We start from the raw sequence: 17097 nt of genomic DNA, 5'->3' as shown, positions 1-17097 counted from the left end.
GCAAAGGTAAAATGATCGCCTGCGACGACCTGATCGCCCTGGTCCGCGCCTACAATCCCAAGACCAACGCCAAACTCATCAGCGCGGCCTATGACTATGGCCGCGCCGCGCACGAGGGGCAGTTCCGCCAGTCGGGCGAGCCCTATTTCACGCATCCCGTCGCGGTCGCCGCGATCCTGACCCAGCAAAAGCTGGACGATGCGACGATCATCACCGCCCTGCTGCACGACACGATCGAGGACACCAAGGCCAGCTATGGCGAGGTGGCCGAGACTTTCGGCCGTGAAATCGCGGACCTTGTCGACGGCGTCACCAAGCTGACCAAGCTGCAGCTGTCCTCGACCGAAACCCAGCAGGCCGAGAACTTCCGCAAGCTGCTGATGGCGATGTCCAAGGACCTGCGCGTCATCCTCGTCAAGCTGGCCGACCGCCTGCACAACATGCGCACCATCCGGGCGATGAAGCATGAAAAGCAGGTCCAGAAGGCGCGCGAGACGATGGACATCTTCGCCCCCCTCGCCGGGCGGATGGGGATGCAGTGGATGCGCGAGGAGCTTGAGGACCTCGCCTTCAAGGTGCTGAACCCCGAGGGGCGCCAGTCGATCCTGCGCCGCTTCGTGACGCTCCAGTCCGACTCGGGCGACGTGATCGAGCGGATCACCAGCGACATGCGGACCGAACTGGCTCAGGCGGGCGTCGAGGCCGAGGTCTTCGGTCGCGCCAAGAAGCCCTATTCGATCTGGCGCAAGATGCAGGAAAAGGGCGTCGGATTTTCGCGCCTGTCCGACATCTACGGCTTTCGCATCATCACCCGCAGCGACGACGCCTGTTACCGGGCGCTCGGCGCGATCCACCGCCGCTGGCGCGCCGTGCCGGGGCGGTTCAAGGATTACATCAGCCAGCCCAAGTCGAACGGCTACCGCTCGATCCACACCACGGTGTCGGGCCGCGACGGCAAGCGGGTCGAGGTGCAGATCCGCACCCAGCAGATGCATGACGTGGCCGAGGCGGGCGTGGCCGCGCACTGGTCCTATCGCGATGGCGTCCGGTCCGAGAACCCCTTTGCCGTCGATCCGGCCAAGTGGCTGGCGGGGCTGACGGAACAGTTCACCTCCGAGGAAGATCACGAGGACTTCCTCGAGGCGGTGAAGCTGGAGATGTACACCGACAAGGTGTTCTGCTTCACGCCCAAGGGCGAGGTGGTGAAACTGCCACGCGGCGCGACGCCGATCGACTTTGCCTATGCCATCCACACAAGGATCGGCAACGCCTGCGTCGGCGCCAAGATCGACGGGATGCGGGTGCCGCTGTGGACGCGGATCAAGAACGGCCAGTCGGTCGAGATCACGACGGCCGAGGGTCAGACCCCGCAGGCCACGTGGCTGGAAATCGCCGCAACCGGTAAGGCCAAGACCGCCATCCGCCGCGCATTGCGCGAGGTCGACCGCGAACGCTTCATCAAGCTGGGCTGGGAACTCGCGCGCTCGGCCTTCGAACATGTCGGACGCAAGGCCACGGACAAGGCGCTGGACGCGGCTGCCAAACAACTGCGCCTGCCGGACCGGGACGAGGTTCTGGCCCGTCTGGGCTCTGCCGAGATGTCGGCGCGCGAGGTGGTCAAGGCGATCTATCCCGACCTCGTCCCGCCCGACGGCGATACAGTGGCATGGGAACGCGCGGTCATCGGTCTGGCCGCCGGTCAGAGTTTCGAACGCGCGACCTGCTGCCAGCCGCTGCCGGGGGAACGGATCGTCGGCATCACGTGGCGCGGGCGCGGCGTGGTGGTCCATGCCATCGACTGCGAACGGCTGGCGGATTTCGAGGATCAGCCCGACCGCTGGGTGGACCTGCACTGGCACGCTGGCAAGCACAAGGCGGTCTATCCGGTTACGCTCGACATCACGATGGGCAACGACGCGGGCGTCCTGGGTCGAATCTGCACATTGATCGGAGAGCAGAAGGCCAATATCTCGGATCTGAGATTCGTGGATCGGAAGCCGGATTTTTACCGAGTGTCCGTAGACCTCGAACTCAGGGACGCCGAACACCTTCACACCGTCGTCTCCGCACTCGAAGCGGAGACCGATGTTGCGTCGGTCGAAAGGCGCCGGAATGCGTCGGCGGATCATACTGCAGGCGCCGAGACGCGGAGAGAGGCGGTTGGTCTTTAAGCGACGGGACAGACGACCGATCTGGCAGATCGTGGCCGAATTCCTGTGGCCCCGGACTGGCTGGGCCCGTGCGTTTCACTATGTCAAACACCGCGTCCGCCGCCTGCCCGACAGCCCCGACCGCATCGCACGCGGGATCTTCGCCGGGGTCTTCACCGTCTTCACGCCGTTCTATGGCCTGCATTTCGTGACCGCCGCACTGATCGCCAAGATCATGCGCGGCAACATCATCGCCGCGCTGCTGGCGACCTTCGTCGGCAACCCGCTGACGTACCTGCCGATCGCCGTGATCTCGCTTCAGACCGGGCATTTCCTGCTGGGCCGCCCGCCCCGCCCCGACGGCGAGGTGCACCGCACCATCGGCGGCAAGTTCGCGGACGCCTTCGCCGACCTGAAGGACAACGTGATCGCCGCCTTCACCGATCACGACATGGACTGGCACGGGCTGACGGTGTTCTATCACGACATATTCTACCCCTACATGATCGGCGGCATCCTGCCCGGCCTGATCGCCGGGATCGTGGCCTATTACCTGTCGCTGCCGGTGATCCGCGCCTACCAGCACCGCCGGAAAGGGGCCTTGCAAGAGCGGATCAAACGCATCAAGGCTGCCAAGGCGGCGAAAGCCGAAAGCAAGTCATCGTCCTGAGCGGAGGCACCCCATGCCCCAGCCCCACCTGCGCCTCGGCGTGAACATCGACCATGTCGCCACCGTGCGGAACGCCCGTGGCGGCGCCTATCCCGACCCGCTGCGCGCCGCGAAACTGGCCGAGGAAGCCGGGGCCGACGGCATCACCGCGCACCTGCGCGAGGACCGGCGCCACATCTCGGACGCGGATATCGAAGGGCTGATGGAGGTGCTGTCGGTGCCGCTCAACTTCGAGATGGCGGCGACCGACGAGATGCAGAAAATCGCGCTTCGCCACAAACCGCACGCCGTCTGCCTCGTCCCCGAAAAGCGCGAGGAGCGGACGACCGAAGGCGGGCTGGAGGTCGCGCGCGAAGAAAACAAGCTGGCGCATTTCATCGCGCCGCTGCGCGAGGCCGGGTGCCGCGTCTCGATCTTCATCGCCGCCGACATGAAACAGATCGAGGCCGCGCACCGCATCGGCGCCGAGGTCATCGAACTGCACACCGGCGCCTATTGCGACGCCCATGCCGAGGCGCGCCTGGCAGAGCGGGACGAGGAACTGGTCAAGCTGGCCGAGATGTCCGCGTTCGCCCATTCCCTCGGGCTGGAGGTCCATGCCGGGCACGGGCTGACATATGACACCGTCAAGCCGGTCGCCGCGTTCCCCGAGGTGCGCGAGCTGAACATCGGCCACTTCCTGATCGGCGAGGCGATCTTTCGCGGGCTGGAACCGGCGATCCGCGAAATGCGCCGCCTGATGGACGAGGCACGCGGCTGACGGGAACCGCGATCGGCGCAGCGGGGTTGAGGCGTCATGCCCGAGCTGTCACCCATCACCGAAGCCGAGGACGCCGTCCTTGTCCGCATCAACACCCGCGCCCGTGAACTTGCCGGCGACGGCGCCAAGGCAGGCATCGTCGCCGCCGTCATGCGCGGGGAAGAGGTCCTCGCCCTTGGCGAGAACGAGGTGCATCTGAAGCACGATCCGACCCGTCACGCCGAGATCGTCGCCATCTCGCGCGCCGCCGAGGGGCTGGGCCACTCCGACCTGTCGGGCTGCACGCTCCTTTCCAGCCTTCAGCCCTGCGAGATGTGTCTGGCGGCGATGCGGTTCGCCGGGATCGACCGTGTGATCTTTGCCGCCGGCAAGGCCCATGTGGCGGGCAAGTACTTCATGTTCCCCGGTCTCGATCTGGACGATTTCCGGCAGGCCGCGAAAGGCGGCTTTACCGCCTTCGGCCCGCTGCGCGAGGCCGAGGTCATCAAGCTATACGAGGATGCGCAGGAATGATGCGACACACAGCGACCTTCACCGCCATCGCCTTCGCGGCGATCACCGCCGTCCCGGCCATGGCCGCAGACGTCTCCGAATGCGACGTGCGCGGCTCGGCCCAATTCCTTGCGGAACCGTGGGAGGACAACACCCGCACCTATGCGCAGGGGGCGATCCGCATCGCGGCCATCGACATGATCGAACCCGCCGGCGCGCCGTTCCACCTGCTGATCGTTTCGCCCCCGACCAACGAGATCGGAGAGCGCCAGTGCCGGATCGTCGACCGGGGGCCCGGCGGCTACGGGTTCTATGCGCTCGACATCTCCGCGATCGAGGCCAGCTATGATCCTGCGCGCGGCCTGACGCTCTACGTGCCGGCCGCCGACTATCCGGCCGATGTCTCCCGCCCGGAGTTTCGCACGCTGACAGTCACGATCAATCAGGCTACAGGTCGGATAACGGCGGACTATCCGGACTGACCCCTTCATGATCCTCGGCATCGGCACCGATCTCGCGAATATCGAGCGCATTCAGGGCACGCTCGACCGTTTCGGCGACCGGTTCCGGAACCGCGTCTTCACCGAGGTCGAGCAGCGCAAGGCCGAACGCCGTCACGACACCGCCGGAACCTATGCCAAGAGGTGGGCCGCAAAAGAGGCCTGCTCCAAGGCGCTCGGCACCGGGCTGCGCATGGGGATCGCGTGGAAGGACATGGCGGTGTCGAACCTGCGCACAGGCCAGCCCGTCATGCATGTCACCGGCTGGGCCGCCGAACGGCTGGCCCGCATGACCCCGCCGGGGCACGAGGCGATCATTCACGTGACCCTGACCGACGATCACCCCTGGGCGCAGGCGTTCGTGGTGATCGAGGCGCGGCCGCTCTCGGAAAAAGTGACCGGCGACGCGGGGTCGCCCGTACCGCCTTCACCTTGACACCACGCCCCCCCGACCTCATGAACTTCTGAGGCAGAGCAGAAGGCATCCGACATGGCAGAAGAAGGCGGTTTCGGCAGCGCGATCTGGGAAACCATCAAGACGGTCTTCTGGGCGCTGATCATCGCGGGCATGTTCCGCACGGTCTTCTATCAGCCGTTCTGGATCCCCTCGGGCTCGATGAAGGACACGCTGCTGATCGGCGACTTCCTGTTCGTGAACAAGATGGCCTACGGCTATTCCTATGCCTCCTGCCCGTCGATCCGGCTGCAGCGGTTCGGGATTGACGTCGATGCCAAGGACATCTGCGGCTTCCTCGACGGCGACAACACCCGCATCATGGGCGGCGAGCCCGAGCGCGGCGATGTCGTCGTGTTCCGCCACCCGGCCACCGGTCAGGACTATATCAAGCGCCTTGTCGGGATGCCCGGCGATACGATCCAGATGATCAACGGCGTGCTGCAGATCAACGGCGAGCCGGTCAAGCTGGAAGACGGCGGCCAGTTCTCCGAGGTGTTCGAGCGTCAGGGCCCCGAAGGCCGTCCCCCGCGTTGCGAGAACGGCGCGGTCGGCCCCGGTGCCGAATGCCTCAAGTCGCGCCAGATCGAGACGCTGCCGAACGGCACCCGGCATTCGATCCTGAACATCGGCAGCTTCCGCGGCGCGGATGATACGGGCGTGTTCCACGTCCCCGAAGGCCAGTATTTCATGGTCGGCGACAACCGTGACAACTCGCTCGATTCGCGCTTTGCAACCACTGCGGGCGGCGTCGGCTTCGTGCCCTATGAAAACCTGATCGGCCGCGCTGACCGGATCATCTTCTCGTCCGCCGGACGGTCGATGCTGTTCTTCTGGACATGGCGCAGCGACCGGTTCTTCAAGGGCATCGAATAAGACGGCGATGAAGCTGTCGCGCGATCAGATCGAGTTCCAGACGCGGCTCGGCCACGCGTTCCGCCGGCCCGAGATCCTGCAGCGCGCGCTGACCCATTCCTCGGTCGCCTCGCCGACCCGGTCCGACAACCAGCGGCTCGAGTTTCTGGGCGACCGCGTGCTTGGCCTTGTCATGGCCGAGGCGCTGCTGGACGAGGACAAGAGCGCCACGGAGGGCCAGTTGGCCCCCCGCTTCAACGCCCTGGTTCGCAAGGAAACATGCGCCGAAGTCGCGCGCGAGATCGACCTCGGCGCCGTGCTGCGGCTCGGCCGGTCAGAGATGATGACCGGCGGACGGCGCAAGCAGGCGCTGCTTGGCGACGGCATGGAGGCGGTGATCGCCGCCGTCTATCGCGACGCGGGTTTTGCCGTGGCCAAGGCGGTGGTGCTGAAGCTTTGGGGCAGCCGCATCTCGCGGGTCGAGGCGGATGCCCGCGATGCCAAGACCGCCCTGCAGGAATGGGCACAGGCGCGCGGGATGCAGCCCCCGGCCTATGTGGAACTGTCCCGCGAAGGGCCCGACCATGCCCCCGTCTTCACCATTGCCGCCCGCCTGTCGACCGGCGAGGAAGCGGTGGCAAGCGCGGGCAGCAAACGGCAGGCCGAACAGGCCGCCGCGACCGATCTGCTGTCGCGGCTCGAGGACAACTGATCTGACCTAGAGAGTCAGCGTGACGATGTTCCCGTCCGGATCGCGCAGCCGCGCGAGATAGCGATGATCGCCCGAGGCACCGATGGCGAGCGGTTCGATCCGTTCGCTGCGCGTGCCGATCCCGCGCACCCGCAGGATCAGCGCACCGGTCCCGGCCCGCGTCACATCACGCACAAGCGCCAGCCCCTCGGCCAGCCCGTGCCGCCATTCCGCATGGCTTTCGCCGTGGCGCAGGTCGGGCGCACGGTCGAACAGGTCGGCATACCAGATGGTGCTGGCCTCCAGATCGCGGCAGGCCATGACCGCCGTGGCGGATTGGGACGTCATCGGCTGTTCCTTTCACAGATCCGACAGGAGGGGCGCAGATACCCCTGCCGTCGGCCGATGTCTCGCGCGGAATCGTTACGGCAACATGAAGATCGCCCCGCTGTGGCAATTTTCCGCCCGGCCTTACCGCTGGCGCGGCGCACCGGTTTCCGCTAGACCCGCGCGATACCACTTCCCGGAGTCGCCAGATGACCACACGCGCGGGTTTCGTCGCCCTGATCGGAGAGCCGAACGCCGGCAAATCCACCCTGACCAACCTCATGGTCGGGGCGAAGGTGTCGATCGTCACCCACAAGGTCCAGACCACACGCACACGTATCCGCGGCGTCGCGATCGAGGGCGACAGCCAGATCGTGTTCGTCGACACGCCCGGCCTGTTCCAGCCGAAACGGCGGCTGGACCGCGCCATGGTCGCCGCCGCATGGGGCGGGGCGTCGGATGCGGATGTGATCGTGCTGATGATCGAGGCGCATCGCGGCGTGACGGACGGGGTGAAGCGGATCCTGGACGGTCTGGCCGACCTGCCGAAGGGCCGCAAGGTGGCACTGGCGATCAACAAGATCGACCGGGTCGAGGCGCCGGTGCTGCTGACGCTGGCCGAGAAGATGAACGAGGCGTTTCCCTTCGAGAAGACCTTCATGATCTCGGCCGAAAAGGACCGCGGCGTCGACGATCTGCGCGAATGGCTCGCGCAGGAGCTGCCCGAGGGCCCGTGGCTCTACCCCGAGGATCAGATCGCGGACCTGCCGCTGCGCATGATCGCCGCCGAGATGACGCGCGAGAAACTCACCCTGCGCCTGCATCAGGAACTGCCCTATCAGCTGACCGTCGAAACCGAGAGCTGGCAGGAACGCGAGGACGGATCGGCGCGGATCGACCAGATGATCTATGTGTCCCGCGACGGTCACAAGGGCATCGTGCTGGGCAAGAAGGGCGAGACGATCAAGGCGATCTCGACCGCCGCGCGCGAGGAGATTTCCGAGTTCCTCGGCAGGCCCGTGCACCTGTTCCTGCAGGTCAAGGTGCGGGAGAACTGGCAGGAGGACGCCGCGCGCTACTCCGAAATGGGTCTCGATTTCCGCGACGGGAACTGAGCGCTCAGCGCCGGGCCCGGTCCATCCGCCACCGGAACCGGGCGACCATGTGCCAGGCCACCCCGACCAGGGCCATCACGCCGCCGATCAGCGAGACGATGACGCCGTAGTTGAAGTTGCGCGGCAGGTACGTCGCCCCGACTGTGATCAGAATGCCCGCCACCATCATGATAAGCGCGCCTTTCGGCGGTACGAAACGTTGTGCCATGAAATCCCCCATGCAAATCCGCGTCCGAGATTGTCTGGACCCGATGATCCGATCAAGTGAAAATACCTGACATGAGACTGACCGCATCACTCTGGGTCTCGGCCTATCTGACCCGCCTGCGGCTGGCCGACATCCCCGCCTTTGTCACCGCGCATGGCGACGACACCGGGGGCGCGGTGCTGGTCAAGATGAACACGCTGGACGGCCACGCCACGGCCTTCACCCGCAGCTTCGACCTGATGACCGGCGCACGAGCATGGATCGAGCTCGCGGCCGGGACGGAGGCGGATGTTGATGCGGCGATCGTCCGTCAAAGGGGCTTCGATCCCGACCTGTGGGTGATCGAGGTGGAGGACCGGAATGGCCGTCACTTGCTCGACGAACCCGGCCTTTCGGACTGACATTCCCCACCGGATCGCTGCAATGCAGAAGATTTCACATGCAGAATCGGACAATCCGGTCTAGTTTCGCCGCATGGCAGAGAGACAGCGACTTTCCCCTGACGATTGGCTGAATGCCGGCCTCGACGCCCTCGCCCGGCTTGGGCCCGAGGGGCTGAAGGCCGAGCCGCTGGCACGTGCGCTGGAGACGACCAAGGGGTCATTCTACTGGCATTTCGACGATGTGCCCGCCTTCCAGAAGAAGGTGCTCGATTTCTGGGCGGAAAAGACCGTCCCCGCCGAGGAGCTTCCGAAGAAGAAGAAAGAAGCGGTGGCCGAGCTCAAGGAGCTCATGGAGGACGGGTTCAATTCCGACAACGCGGCTGAGGCTGCGATGCGGGCCTGGGCGCGGACCGATCCGTCTGCGGCCGAGGCGCTGGCCCGGATCGACGGGCAGCGGCTGGAACGCCTGTCGGCGCTGCTGAACAAGATCGGCGTGACGAACCCCGACATTCCCCGCGCGCTCTATGCCGCGCGGATCGGGGCCGGGCAGATCGCCAAGGGCAAGGACAAGGCCAACAAGGCGGCGATCCAGACCCTCGTCGACCTCGTCCTCGCGCTGCGTTAGGCCGTCGCCGCCCCGAGCGCGGCATCCATCAGCATCTTGATCTGGCCTTCGCGCGTTTCCGCGACAAGCCGACCGATCTCGCGGTTGCCCTTCAGCACGACCAGCGTCGACCGGCGCGGAATGCGCAGGCTGCGGGCGAGGTCGGATTTGCCGTAATCGTCCCAGTCGACGTTCACGAAGGTCACCGCCTGTTCGTAGGCCGGGTTGGCCGCCTTGAGCTTGGTCAGCACCTTCTCCTGCGCCTTGCATGTGCTGCACCAGCTCGCCTTGAAGTCGAGGAAAACAGTCTCGCCCTTGGCCAGCCGGTCCTCGACCATGCCGGGGGTGTAGTCGAGCGGCGCGGCGGAGAGGCCGGTGGTGGGCAGGATCAGCGTGGCCGAGCCGAGAGCGATGAAGTGACGTCGGTTCATGGGGTGTCCTTTCGTCAGACGGAAACGGAGAGGTTCAGAAGCCAGTCGGGCATATGCTCGACCGCCCAGGCTTCGGCGATGTGGTGAAGGCGGAACAGGATCGCGAGGCCGACCGCGACGAAGATCACGCCGAGCACGGTCTTGGAGCGCTGCGCGATCGCTTGCATCAGCGCCCGGTTGCGGGTCAGCAGGCCCCGCGCGCCATAACCGAGCCCGAGGATCAGCGTGGCGACCCCGGCGGCGAAGGCGGTCATGATCGCCCCGGCCCGCAGCAGGCTTTCGCCCTGGCTGGCAAGCGAGATGGCGGCACCGAGCGTCGGGCCGACACAGGGGCTCCAGACCGCGCCGAGGAGGATACCGCCGACGAACTGCCCGCCCGCCCCGGTCCGGTCCAGCCGGTCGATACGCGCATCGGCCCCGGCGGCGACACCGGCGGTCGCGGTGGAAAAGACCGTGCCGAACCGGGGGACCAGCAGGATCAGGCCGAAGCCGATCATCAGCACCGCCCCGGCCTGCGCGATGGTCCCTTCGTCGATGCCCAAAGCGTAGCCGAAGGCCGACACCGTCACGCCCAAAGTGACAAAGGCCAGCGCCATCCCGGCGGACAGTGCCAGCGGACCGGCGCGGCTGGCCTGCAGTGCGGAGCCCAGCACAATCGGCAGCACCGGCAGAACGCAGGGGTTGATGAGCGTCAGAAGGCCCGCGATGTATCCGAAGATCAGGTCCATATCCGACCATACGAAGCGGATCGGCATTTGGTTACAAGCGCCGTGCGCCAGCGTCTTCACATCCGCGTCAGCTTTGTTGCGGTGACGCGTTGCCGCGCATCTCTTCCATGATTCCGCGCAGCAGGGCGACGCGTTCGGGGCGAAAGCTCTCCTCGGTCAGCCGCGCCTCGCTGATGCGCGGCAGGCGGAAGCGGCGAAAGCCCCGGCGCAGGCAACACCATGCCAGCAATGTCGTGGCGCGGTCGGTGAAGACGAGGGCCAGTGGCTTCACCCGGCGCCTTGTCATCTGGCCCTGAGCGTCGGAATAGGCGATCTCGACCACCCGCTCTTCCCACGCGGCGTCGCGCAGCAGCTTGGCATGGACACCGGGCGAAGGCGGCGCGAACTGGTAGGACATCGTCACGGCGTGCAGCAACTGGCGCTGCACCCGCTCCGGCACGCTGGCCGCCAGCCGCGCCAGCGCGCTGTCCGCCGCCGCCGCGAGCTCGGCATCCGCCATCTGCCGCACCTCGGCCAGCCCGAGGACCAGCGCCTCGATCTCCAGCCGGTCGAACATCAGGGGCGGCAGGGCCGGATCCTCGGCCAGCGTATAGCCATAGCCCGCCTCACCCTCGATCCGCGCACCCGCGCTGCGCAGGGCGTCGATGTCGCGGTAGAGCGTGCGTTCGCTGACGCCGGTCTCCTCGGCCAGCCGCGCGGCAGTCACCGGCTGCGGAAGGCGGCGCATCAGGTCGAGCAGGCGGAACAGGCGGTCGGTGCGGGGCATGGGCCTCCTGACGGAAACTGACAGGATGGGGGCAGCATAACCGGCGCATCACCCCACACAAGGAGAGACCGATGCTGACCTTCTACCACTCCCCGCAGACCCGCTCGACCCGGATCCTCGCGCTGCTCCGCGACCTCGGCGCGCTGGAGCATGTCACCGTCAAGACGGTGACGATCCCCCGTCAGGACGGCAGCGGGCAGCGCGATCCGGCGAACCCGCATCCCGAGGGCAAGGTGCCGCTGCTGGACCATGACGGCACGCTGATCTGGGAAACCACCGCCATCGCGCTCTACCTCACCGACCTGTTCCCCGAGGCGGGCCTCGGTCCCCGCATCGGCGAGCCGGAGCGTGGCGCCTACCTGTCCTGGCTGGCGTGGTACGGCGCGGTGCTGGAACCGGTCTACATCCTGCACAACGCGGGCCTGTCGCACCCCTGGGTCACGGCGGCGATCCGGGGCGTCCCCGAAGCCGCGGAACGTCTGACGGCAGCCTTCGCGGATGGCCGGCCATGGCTGCTTGGCGAAAGCTACAGCGCGGCGGACCTGATCCTGCATTCGCCCTTCGCCTTCTTCCCCGACAGCGCGCCCGAGGACGCGCGGGTCAGGGACTGGATCGCCCGTTGCATGGCCCGTCCGGCCTATCGCTGGGCCTGGGAACGGGATGCGGCGGCGCTTGCCGCCTGACGCAAGGTCGAAACCTGTTGCCATAGGCACCCCGCCCCGGTCATATCGCAGCAAAACGGGGGCGGGGACACGACATGACCAATCGCAAGCGGATCTGGGGCTGGTATTTCTTCGACTGGGCCAGCCAGCCCTACAACACCCTGCTGATCACCTTCATCTTTGCCCCTTACGTCAAGGAGCTGATCGGCGACGGCGCGCAGGCGCAGACGGTCTGGGGACTTGGCATCGGCATGGCGGGGATCTGCATCGCCGTCCTCGCCCCGATCCTCGGTGCGATCTCGGACGTGTCGGGCAACCGGCTCAGGTGGATATGGCTGTTCTCGGTCATGTATGTCGTGGGCGCCTATGCCCTGTGGTGGGCCGCGCCGGGCGATTTCAACGTGACGACCACGCTGATCTTCTTTGCCATCGGCATGATCGGGATGGAGTTCGCGACGATCTTCACCAACTCCATGCTGCCGGACCTCGGCCCGCGTGAAGAGGTCGGGCGCATTTCCGGCTCCGGCTGGGCCTTCGGCTATCTGGGCGGGCTGATCGCGCTGATCATCATGCTGGCGCTGCTGCAGGAGAACGCGGCCACCGGCAAGACGATGATCGGCATCGACCCGATCCTCGGCCTCGACCCGGCAGAGCGGGAAGGCACCCGCGCGGTCGGGCCGCTGACGGCGATCTGGTACGTCGTCTTCATGATCCCGTTCTTCATGTTCGTGCGCGACCCCAAGCCGCCGAAGCCGCCCAAGGGCGCGGTGGCAGCAGCGCTGCGCGGCCTTGGGGGCACGATCCGCAGCCTGCCGAAACGGCCCTCGCTCTTCGCCTACCTCGGGTCGTCGATGTTCTACCGCGACGGGCTGAACGGGATGTACACGTTCGGCGGCATCTACGCCTCGGGCGTGCTGGGCTGGTCGATCACGCAGATCGGGATCTTCGCGATCATCGCCATCGTGTCGGGCGCCGTGTTCGCCTTCCTCGGCGGTCGGGCCGACCGGGCCTTCGGGCCCAAGCCGGTCATCACCGTCTGCATCCTGATCCTGACCTTCTGCGCGATCTCGATCGTGCTGGTGTCGCGCGACAGCGTCTACCTGATGCCGGTGGCGGCGGGCTCCAGCCTGCCCGACATCGTGTTCTACGTGATCGGCGCGTTGATCGGCGCGGCGGGCGGCGTGATCCAGGCGGCCAGCCGGACGATGATGGTGCGGCAGGCCGACCCGGAGCGGATGACCGAAGCCTTCGGGATCTACGCCCTGGCGGGCAAGGCGACCTCGTTCCTCGCGCCCCTCCTGATCGCCGCGACGACGGCCCTGACGGACAGCCAGCAACTCGGCGTCTCCCCGCTCATCGCCCTTTTCCTGATCGGCCTGATCCTGCTAGGCTGGGTCCATCCCGACGGCGCACCCGCGCCCGAGAAAGAGGACCGAGCAGAATGGCCCGCCACCTGACACTAGCCGCCATCCTTGCGCTGACACTCGCTGCCTGCGGCGGCGGGTCGTCTGACAGCGGGGACGAGGAAACCGGCGCGATGCAGCGTCTGTCGACGCAGCAGGAAATCCCCGCCTCCATGCGCGGCAAGCCCGCCAAACAGTTCTTCGGCGCGCAGCCTGTCGCGGCCGCCCTGCCGCCCGCGCCCTTCGGCAGCTATGCCAAGGGCTGCGTCGCCGGCGCGGCGCAACTGCCGGAGACCGGGCCGACATGGCAAGCCATGCGGCTTTCGCGGAACCGGAACTGGGGTCATCCGACCACCATCTCGTTCCTGCAGGACCTCAGCCGCAAGGCCGCCGCACAGCCCGGCTGGGCCGGCCTCTACGTCGGCGACATCTCGCAGCCGCGCGGCGGGCCGATGACCAGCGGCCACGCATCCCACCAGATGGGGCTGGATGCCGACATCTGGATGCTGCCGCCCAAGTCGCTGTCCCTGTCGCGGGCCGAGCGGGAGAGCATTTCCTCGATCTCGATGCGTCGCGCGAACGGGGCCTACACCAACAGCAGCTGGACCCGGCAGCACCACGAGATCGTCAAGGCCGCCGCCTCGGACCCCCGTGTCGCGCGGATCTTCATCTTCCCCGGCGCCAAGGTGCAAATGTGCGAGGATGAAAAGGGCGACCGCAGCTGGCTGCGCAAGGTCCGGCCCTGGTACGGTCACCATTACCACTTCCACGTCCGGCTCAGCTGCCCGCCCGGCGCGTCCGGCTGCGCGAACCAGGCGCAGCCCCCCGCCGGTGACGGCTGCGAAGAGGCGCGGCAGTGGGTGCGTAACATCCTCAACCCGCCGAAGCCCGACCCGAATGCGCCCAAGGTGAAACCCAAGCCCAAGCGCGAACTGACGATGGCGGACCTGCCCGGACAATGCGTCAACGTACTTCAGGCGCGCTGATCGCGCTTGCCGGTCTGTGCCTCGCGGGACTCGTCTACGCCGGCACGGGCCCCGGCCCCTCGTCACGCATCGACCTGAAATCCGCCCGCGCGGGCCTTGGCGGCCTGTCCGCCGTCGAGGTGTCCGCCGACGGCACCGGTCTGGCGATGATGTCGGACCGCGGCACCTTCGTGCGCGGCACGCTCCGGCGCGAAGGCGGGCGGATCACCGCTGTCGCGCTCGGGCCGGACATCCCGCTGACGGTCGGACGCGGTGCGCATCCGGACGACATCGACGACACCGAGGGCCTGGCCATCGCGGCCGACGGCACTGTGTTTGTGTCCTACGAAGGCCGCCCGCGCATCGTCCGGTTTTCCCGCCCCGACAGACCGGGCGAAGCGCTGACCCTGCCGCCGCAATTCGCCGCCCTGCAACAGAACTCCGGGCTGGAGGCGCTGGCCATCGGACCCGACGGATCGCTCTACACCCTGCCCGAGCGTTCCGGCAACGTCACCCGCCCCTTCCCGCTGTGGAAACGTGACCCCAACGGCCGCTGGAGCATTGTCGCGCAGATCCCGCGTCACGGCGGCTATCTTCCCGTGGGTTCTGACATCGGGCCGGATGGCAAGTTCTACCTGCTTGAACGCAACTTCACCTTTCTCGGCTTCAAGAGCCGTGTCCGCCGGTTCGACCTTTCCGCCCCCGGCGACGGCGAGGTGGTGCTGGAGACCGACCGACTGACCCACGGCAACCTCGAGGGGCTCGCCGTCTGGCGCGACGCCAGCGGGGCGATCCGTCTGGTGATGGTGTCCGACGACAACTTCAACGCCGCGCTCCGGTCCGAGCTGGTGGAATACATCCTTGCGCCGGACGGCCCGAGCCGGTAAACGCCGCCCGTTCCCGGCCTCCGGGACACAAGTCGCCGCTACCTTGTCTAAAAAACGGGCTTCATCATGAACCGCACTCACCTGCCCGGCATTCTTGCCATGGCCGCGATCGTCGTGGCCTCGAATATCCTCGTCCAGTTCCTTTTCGGCCAGTGGCTGACCTGGGGCGCCTTCACCTATCCCTTCGCCTTCCTCGTCACCGACGTGATGAACCGGGTCTATGGGGCCGCCGCCGCGCGTCGCGTGGTGCTGGCGGGCTTTGCCGTCGGCGTCGTCTGCTCGCTCATCGGGACCCAGATCATGGGCGAGTTCGGGCCGCTCGTCACCCTCCGCATCGCGCTTGGATCGGGGCTGGCCTTCCTCGTCGCACAGCTGACGGATGTCTTTGTTTTCAACCGCTTCCGCGAGGGGCGCTGGTGGCGGGCGCCGCTGGTGTCGACGCTGGTCGGGTCGTCGCTGGACACCGCGATCTTCTTCTCCGTCGCCTTCTCGGCCGCGCTGAGCTTTGTCGAACCCACCAACGACACCTCCTGGGCCACCGAGGCGGTGCCGCTCCTGGGGGTCGGACCGGCCCTGCCGCTGTGGGTTTCGCTGGCCGTGGCGGACTGGATGGTGAAGCTTGCCCTCGCTTTGATCGCTTTGGCACCATTCCGTGTGGTTGTCGCCAAATTGACCGCAAAACCTGCCTGAATTCGTTTGGAGATACGGCGAATCTGTGAGACGATTCCCTTATCGAAACAAACCAGAAAGGAGGTGCTCTAGTGTCTATTGGGACTTTGGAGAAAGGTGTTGGAACAGTCCGGAAGGAGGTCAGCTGAGGCAGCCCTTGGCTGAATGACAACCGGATTGGTGGGCAACCTAACCGACCCCACCTCCTTATCTCGAGAGGGGCCGTTCCGTAGATCGGGGCGGCCCTTTCACTTTGCCATTTGCGGCATCGGCATTACCTCGGTATCGCACAGGCCACAGGTCGGTAATCGTGTCGGTGCAAGGAGTTGGCCCCGTGCTGAGGATCACGGATCAGATCAGCCTGCAGGACTGGGAGATGACGGAGCAGTTCATCCGCGCCTCGGGTCCCGGCGGGCAGAACGTGAACAAGGTGTCCACGGCGGTCGAGCTGCGCTTCGAGGCGGAGCGCTCGCCCTCGCTGCCGCCGCCGGTCAAGGCGCGGCTGAAGCGGCTGGCGGGACGGCGCTGGACCAAGGACGGGGCGGTGGTGATCCAGGTCTCGGAGGAACGCTCGCAGGCGAGGAACCGGGAGATCGCCCGGGACCGGCTGGCGGAGCTGGTGCGGCAGGCGACGGTGGCGCCGAAGCGGCGGGTGAAGACGAAGGTGCCGTTGGGGCAGAAGCGGCGACGGCTGGAGGAGAAGAAGGCGCGGGGGGAGGTTAAGGAAGGGAGAGGGTGGGAGCGGTGATCAACTTCGCCTTCGTAAATGAAGCAAGTCAAAGTACATGCCAAGTGAATGATTCGAGTCTTCCTGGCAACACTTTGCCTAACGTGAATCAACATATAGCCCCACGCACACCAAAACTAACAAAAGATGTAGTAGTTGCGTTAGCATGGTCGCACGATGCAGTATCAACCGATCGGGAACATTTAAGTTCTAAGATTGTTTGGATGTGTCGGGAAAGATGGGCAACAATAATTCGAGCATCCTATGACATTCTTTGACCCAGCAGTAAACAACGAGCGCCTCGAGAAAGCCTTGGCGGCAGTCATGGTCTCCGAGATAGTGGAGTTCACCTCGTCAGGCTCGACTAGGCACGTTGTAGTGTTCGATGATCCAATCGACCCTGACTACGTTGGGAGCAGGGTGCGTTTCTATCAATCTGCCGTTTTCTCCTTAGTTGGTAGCTACCCGGAGATAGAGAAGGCTGTCCCCTCATGCCTGAAGATATTCTTCTCACTTCCACCTTTGTCGAAAGAGAACTCAGAAAGAATGAAGCAGTTCTTTGTCGGAAGTGAGTTTAAAAAGCTTTGCGAGGAGGTTTCGATAGTATACGTACAGTTCGGCGGAGCAATTTTCAGACCAAACTGAAGGCA

The 17097-nt window shown here is 66.0% G+C and carries 23 protein-coding genes; 18 read left to right on the top strand and 5 right to left on the bottom strand.

What is annotated here, in order from left to right; genetic code table 11:
- The first annotated feature begins 11 nt into the window (after positions 1 to 11).
- Genes ATO6_RS05775 through rnc form a run of 8 tightly spaced genes read left to right on the top strand, consistent with a single transcriptional unit; the run spans position 12 to position 6593 of the window.
- Positions 12 to 2171, top strand: coding sequence for a bifunctional (p)ppGpp synthetase/guanosine-3',5'-bis(diphosphate) 3'-pyrophosphohydrolase (locus ATO6_RS05775; RefSeq protein WP_088622945.1), 2160 nt, complete (start codon positions 12 to 14; stop codon positions 2169 to 2171).
- Positions 2161 to 2820 carry a DUF2062 domain-containing protein gene (locus ATO6_RS05770; RefSeq protein WP_088622944.1) on the top strand — a complete coding sequence of 220 codons (660 nt, stop codon included), beginning with the start codon at positions 2161 to 2163 and terminating at the stop codon, positions 2818 to 2820. The genes ATO6_RS05775 and ATO6_RS05770 overlap by 11 nt, the downstream gene beginning before the upstream one ends.
- A gap of 13 nt (positions 2821 to 2833) precedes the next feature.
- Positions 2834 to 3580 (top strand): pyridoxine 5'-phosphate synthase, encoded by a 747-nt coding sequence (locus tag ATO6_RS05765; protein ID WP_088622943.1) that lies wholly within the window; start codon positions 2834 to 2836, stop codon positions 3578 to 3580.
- Positions 3581 to 3616: 36 nt separating this feature from the next.
- Positions 3617 to 4093, top strand: coding sequence for a nucleoside deaminase (locus tag ATO6_RS05760; RefSeq protein ID WP_088622942.1), 477 nt, complete (start codon positions 3617 to 3619; stop codon positions 4091 to 4093).
- Positions 4090 to 4554, top strand: a complete 465-nt coding sequence (locus ATO6_RS05755; protein WP_088622941.1) for a hypothetical protein — start codon at positions 4090 to 4092, stop codon at positions 4552 to 4554. The genes ATO6_RS05760 and ATO6_RS05755 overlap by 4 nt, the downstream gene beginning before the upstream one ends.
- Positions 4555 to 4561: 7 nt before the next feature.
- Positions 4562 to 5008, top strand: a complete 447-nt coding sequence (acpS, locus tag ATO6_RS05750) for a holo-ACP synthase (RefSeq protein ID WP_088622940.1) — start codon at positions 4562 to 4564, stop codon at positions 5006 to 5008.
- Between the two features lie 54 nt (positions 5009 to 5062).
- The gene (gene lepB / locus ATO6_RS05745; RefSeq protein WP_088622939.1) at positions 5063 to 5902 is read left to right on the top strand and encodes a signal peptidase I; all 840 of its coding nucleotides are present in this window, start codon (positions 5063 to 5065) and stop codon (positions 5900 to 5902) included.
- 7 nt (positions 5903 to 5909) lie between these two features.
- Positions 5910 to 6593: a ribonuclease III gene (rnc, locus tag ATO6_RS05740; protein ID WP_088622938.1), complete on the top strand. Its 684-nt coding sequence runs from the start codon at positions 5910 to 5912 to the stop codon at positions 6591 to 6593.
- A gap of 6 nt (positions 6594 to 6599) precedes the next feature.
- On the opposite strand, the gene ATO6_RS05735 is transcribed toward rnc, so the two are convergent.
- Positions 6600 to 6920 carry a VOC family protein gene (locus ATO6_RS05735; RefSeq protein ID WP_088622937.1) on the bottom strand — a complete coding sequence of 107 codons (321 nt, stop codon included), beginning with the start codon at positions 6918 to 6920 and terminating at the stop codon, positions 6600 to 6602.
- A gap of 188 nt (positions 6921 to 7108) precedes the next feature.
- Between ATO6_RS05735 and era the strand changes: the two genes are divergently transcribed.
- Complete coding sequence (gene era / locus ATO6_RS05730) at positions 7109 to 8014, top strand: GTPase Era (protein ID WP_088622936.1); 906 nt, start codon at positions 7109 to 7111, stop codon at positions 8012 to 8014.
- Positions 8015 to 8018: 4 nt separating this feature from the next.
- On the opposite strand, the gene ATO6_RS05725 is transcribed toward era, so the two are convergent.
- A complete protein-coding gene (locus ATO6_RS05725; RefSeq protein WP_141101941.1) occupies positions 8019 to 8222 on the bottom strand; it encodes a hypothetical protein in 204 nt (67 codons plus the stop codon).
- A 71-nt stretch (positions 8223 to 8293) separates the two neighbouring features.
- Between ATO6_RS05725 and ATO6_RS05720 the strand changes: the two genes are divergently transcribed.
- Complete coding sequence (locus ATO6_RS05720; RefSeq protein ID WP_088622934.1) at positions 8294 to 8623, top strand: DUF1491 family protein; 330 nt, start codon at positions 8294 to 8296, stop codon at positions 8621 to 8623.
- Between the two features lie 73 nt (positions 8624 to 8696).
- Positions 8697 to 9230 carry a TetR/AcrR family transcriptional regulator gene (locus ATO6_RS05715; RefSeq protein WP_088622933.1) on the top strand — a complete coding sequence of 178 codons (534 nt, stop codon included), beginning with the start codon at positions 8697 to 8699 and terminating at the stop codon, positions 9228 to 9230.
- Here ATO6_RS05715 and ATO6_RS05710 read toward each other — a convergent pair.
- The 3 genes from ATO6_RS05710 to ATO6_RS05700 form a co-directional block, all read right to left on the bottom strand.
- Positions 9227 to 9640: a thioredoxin family protein gene (locus ATO6_RS05710; RefSeq protein WP_088622932.1), complete on the bottom strand. Its 414-nt coding sequence runs from the start codon at positions 9638 to 9640 to the stop codon at positions 9227 to 9229. The genes ATO6_RS05715 and ATO6_RS05710 overlap by 4 nt on opposite strands.
- 14 nt (positions 9641 to 9654) lie before the next feature.
- Positions 9655 to 10368, bottom strand: coding sequence for a cytochrome c biogenesis CcdA family protein (locus ATO6_RS05705; protein ID WP_088623426.1), 714 nt, complete (start codon positions 10366 to 10368; stop codon positions 9655 to 9657).
- A gap of 67 nt (positions 10369 to 10435) precedes the next feature.
- The gene (locus ATO6_RS05700) at positions 10436 to 11134 is read right to left on the bottom strand and encodes a YafY family protein (protein ID WP_088622931.1); all 699 of its coding nucleotides are present in this window, start codon (positions 11132 to 11134) and stop codon (positions 10436 to 10438) included.
- Between the two features lie 71 nt (positions 11135 to 11205).
- Here ATO6_RS05700 and ATO6_RS05695 point away from each other — a divergent pair, with 71 nt between their 5' ends.
- The 7 genes from ATO6_RS05695 to ATO6_RS05665 all read left to right on the top strand — a co-directional run bounded on the left by ATO6_RS05695 (position 11206) and on the right by ATO6_RS05665 (position 17092).
- Entirely contained in the window at positions 11206 to 11817 is a 612-nt protein-coding gene (locus ATO6_RS05695) for a glutathione S-transferase family protein (protein WP_088622930.1), read from the top strand.
- 74 nt (positions 11818 to 11891) lie between these two features.
- The gene (locus ATO6_RS05690) at positions 11892 to 13253 is read left to right on the top strand and encodes an MFS transporter (protein ID WP_088622929.1); all 1362 of its coding nucleotides are present in this window, start codon (positions 11892 to 11894) and stop codon (positions 13251 to 13253) included.
- Positions 13238 to 14185: a penicillin-insensitive murein endopeptidase gene (mepA, locus tag ATO6_RS05685; RefSeq protein ID WP_088622928.1), complete on the top strand. Its 948-nt coding sequence runs from the start codon at positions 13238 to 13240 to the stop codon at positions 14183 to 14185. Before ATO6_RS05690 ends, mepA begins: the two co-directional genes overlap by 16 nt.
- Entirely contained in the window at positions 14158 to 15051 is an 894-nt protein-coding gene (locus ATO6_RS05680) for an esterase-like activity of phytase family protein (protein ID WP_088622927.1), read from the top strand. The genes mepA and ATO6_RS05680 overlap by 28 nt, the downstream gene beginning before the upstream one ends.
- Positions 15052 to 15117: 66 nt before the next feature.
- On the top strand, positions 15118 to 15741 hold the full coding sequence (locus ATO6_RS05675) for a queuosine precursor transporter (protein WP_088622926.1): 624 nt from the start codon (positions 15118 to 15120) through the stop codon (positions 15739 to 15741).
- Positions 15742 to 16054: 313 nt separating this feature from the next.
- Entirely contained in the window at positions 16055 to 16468 is a 414-nt protein-coding gene (arfB, locus tag ATO6_RS05670; RefSeq protein ID WP_088622925.1) for an alternative ribosome rescue aminoacyl-tRNA hydrolase ArfB, read from the top strand.
- Positions 16469 to 16711: 243 nt separating this feature from the next.
- Positions 16712 to 17092 (top strand): hypothetical protein, encoded by a 381-nt coding sequence (locus ATO6_RS05665; protein WP_088622924.1) that lies wholly within the window; start codon positions 16712 to 16714, stop codon positions 17090 to 17092.
- Positions 17093 to 17097: the final 5 nt, after the last annotated feature.

Origin of the sequence: Oceanicola sp. 22II-s10i (genome assembly GCF_002210105.1) — a bacterium.
Lineage (GTDB): Bacteria > Pseudomonadota > Alphaproteobacteria > Rhodobacterales > Rhodobacteraceae > Pseudooceanicola.
This window is presented reverse-complemented; position numbering and strand designations above follow the sequence as displayed.